The organism is Bifidobacterium sp. W8110, assembly GCF_016101375.1.
GTDB classification, from domain to species: domain Bacteria; phylum Actinomycetota; class Actinomycetes; order Actinomycetales; family Bifidobacteriaceae; genus Bombiscardovia; species Bombiscardovia asteroides.
Genome location: NZ_JACFQO010000009.1, coordinates 1 through 2,719 on the forward strand (window position 1 = coordinate 1; position 2,719 = coordinate 2,719).

The following is a 2,719-nucleotide window of genomic DNA, read 5'->3' on the forward strand; positions in this document are numbered from 1 at the left end:
CCCGCTACATCCAGGGCTATGACAGAACCCAGCCCGACACGCTGGTCGATCCGCACAAGGCGAGTCTGGAGATTCCGGACTTCCTTAAACCCGGCCGTGGCAGCCGCTCCGGTGGTGAGCAGAAAGCCGAGGGGAAGACCAGGAAGAAGAAGAAAGGCGGCAGCGACAAAGACAGCAAGAACAGGAGCTGACGAAGAGCTCCTTGCTGTTCCCTGTCTGGCGGCTTTCCCGTTTCTGGACTTAGTTGACGAAGCCTGTGCCCGGCCGGACTTGTGTGCCTGGCCGGATAGGCCGGTGGATATGGTCCAAGAACATGCTGATTCCTCAACCGCCCCAACCGACCAGCCTCCCTCCCTGGGCGACCTGGTCCCCGAGGCGGGAGGCCCCCGCAACCTGACCGAGGATCAGATTTACGACCGCTTCTTCTCCTGGGTGGCTTCCCGGGGCATCACCCCCTGGCCGCACCAGGAGATGGAACGCCATACCGATACTTAAGTCGGACGGGCAGAAAGTACTATTCACAATAATCGGTGAAGCTCAGCCTAAGCATATACGCGATTATGGGACAACTGCAAAAATTATACATTATCTAAGCTATGGTATGGCAATATACTCAACAGCCATACTACTGACTAATATATGGAGATACTTTATATGCTCCTGAAACATATTATAGATACTGAAAATGTAAGATTCGCTGATTTCTCTGTGCACTATGGCAGGAGGAAAGTGCTTGATCTTCAAACTGGCGGATTCGCACTCAACGGACAGATCATTGGCCTGTTCGGACCAAACGGAGCCGGGAAAACCACCCTACTCAGATCATTGACAGGCCTTATCAATAGGTTCTCGGGCACCCTCACATCACCTTCTCCTGATGATATATCGTATGTCCCGGATACCTCCTACCTTTACCCGTTCCTGAACATCAACAAGTGCGTCGATCTTTTCTCCAATAGGTATGCGGATTTCAACCGGGAAAAGTCACTTGATCTTTTTCACCAGTTGGGACTGCCATTAGACCGCCAACTGGGAACTTTCTCAAAGGGGCAGAATGAGCAGGTTCAACTTATTCTCAGCTTCTCACGAGACTGTTCTCTATATGCGCTTGACGAGCCGTTGACATCGGTTGATCCATTCACCAGAGACAAGCTGCTCGCGCTTATGCAGCAATCACTGAACAAGACCTCCACCGTGCTCATGAGCACTCATATTATTGCAGAAATAGAGGATATATTCTCACAAGTGATCATGATCAACGACGGCCATATCATCGCGAATGATTCCGTGGAGAGCTTCAAAAAGAAATCGGGAACATTAGAGCAGGCCTTCAAAAATAGGATGTCGGAACAGTGAGCAAACAACCTCGTCTTACGATGCTTTTCAATGAGATTCGGATACAATTCCGTAAATACCTGTATCCCGCAATTGCAGGGATACTTGCCCTAGCCGTCTGTGACGGCATCGCTCTCATATGCGAAACCGACTCTGCGGCCTCCAGCATAGCATTGTCAATACGTATGCTGGTCTGGTGCTTCATCGTCTGTTATTTTGCTTTTGAACTGTTTCGATATGGAAATGGCGCAAACGATTATCTTCTGCTCACGTTGCTTGGAAACAAAACAACAGGATTGCGGATAAAGGCGTGGACATTCTTCTGCATATTGTCCGTGCTCACCATCTTGGAAAGTCCGATACTGGCACGCTCGTTGCCCACCTCACTGAAAGGCGGCGACCTGCTCAAGGTTCTTGTTTATGATAGGTTCTCACGTCTTCTGGGAATAGCAGCCTTCATTCTCATCATTCTCGTTGCAGCCTATCTATCCTTCGTCTTCCGTAACATTGTCGTACCCGCCATCACCACAGTCGGAACATATGTAGCTGTGACGATTGCCGAAATTTGTGTAGTGCTAGTGCCGCGTCTACATCACCAAAATACACTGGCATGGGCTGTTGGATATAACACAGCTTTCAAAGGGGCCAGCCAGCACATCAACATTCTGCCTATCATGGTCTGGAACAGTACAACAAGTACAAACACATCGGCTTTAGGAACTATGACATTCACCGTCATCGTGGCAAACCTCCTGTTGATCATAGTCTTTTACCTCCTCTGGAAATGGATCATCGGACGAGTCCCAGTGAACTACATCAAATAGCTGTTGTGTATTCGTCCCTGCAGAGAGGCCAATACACAACAGCACATAGTTCCGAAAATCAACAAGGACTGGGAAAAGATATGCCTTTCCGGTGCGCAATTTGGGAGATGGGTTCCGGAGGCCAATGAAACACGGCGAGCCGCAGCCCAGCCAGCAATTCATGGCCGGACTAGCATCCCTCACAGGCCGAGCACTCCCAAAATCGGGCGCGCAAACCACGGAAAGGAAGTGCGGCCAGTCGTACGCAAGCACCACTGCAATGCAGCCCGCAGCGGCGACAGTCAGGCATCCGGCCATGACCGGACCATGCTCCGACCTGAGCATCCTCCACTCCGTACGGAGCATCCAGAACGCAATGTGTGTATCAGAAGAGCGGACGCAAGGCCTGCCAAATCAAGGGCTCACTGGCGCTCTGTCGGCCCAATCGAGCCACACAGCATGGTTGCAGTACCATGCACATCACCGTGGATCTAACGCCTCCATCCAGCACTGGAGGAAGACCCGCTACATCCAGGGCTATGACAGAACCCAGCCCGACACGCTGGTCGATCCGCACAAGG

The 2,719-nt window shown here is 51.3% G+C and carries 3 protein-coding genes and 2 pseudogenes; all 5 read left to right on the forward strand.

Annotation, left to right across the window (positions count from 1 at the left end):
• Positions 1 to 191: pseudogene (locus H3T88_RS08515) on the forward strand (amino acid ABC transporter permease); the annotation flags it as partial.
• 109 nt (positions 192 to 300) lie between these two features.
• The gene (locus tag H3T88_RS08520; protein ID WP_198204289.1) at positions 301 to 495 is read left to right on the forward strand and encodes a hypothetical protein; all 195 of its coding nucleotides are present in this window, start codon (positions 301 to 303) and stop codon (positions 493 to 495) included.
• Positions 496 to 654: 159 nt separating this feature from the next.
• Positions 655 to 1,356 carry an ATP-binding cassette domain-containing protein gene (locus H3T88_RS08525; RefSeq protein ID WP_015021682.1) on the forward strand — a complete coding sequence of 234 codons (702 nt, stop codon included), beginning with the start codon at positions 655 to 657 and terminating at the stop codon, positions 1,354 to 1,356.
• On the forward strand, positions 1,353 to 2,159 hold the full coding sequence (locus tag H3T88_RS08530; RefSeq protein ID WP_198204288.1) for a hypothetical protein: 807 nt from the start codon (positions 1,353 to 1,355) through the stop codon (positions 2,157 to 2,159). Before H3T88_RS08525 ends, H3T88_RS08530 begins: the two co-directional genes overlap by 4 nt.
• Before the next feature lie 355 nt (positions 2,160 to 2,514).
• Positions 2,515 to 2,719 (forward strand): annotated as a pseudogene (locus H3T88_RS08775) (hypothetical protein); the annotation flags it as partial.

Bases quoted from the DNA above. Each gene is read 5' to 3' on its own strand.
- H3T88_RS08525 (WP_015021682.1), top strand. From the start codon at position 655: ATGCTCCTGAAACATATTATAGATACTGAAAATGTAAGATTCGCTGAT.
- H3T88_RS08520 (WP_198204289.1), top strand. From the start codon at position 301: ATGGTCCAAGAACATGCTGATTCCTCAACCGCCCCAACCGACCAGCCT.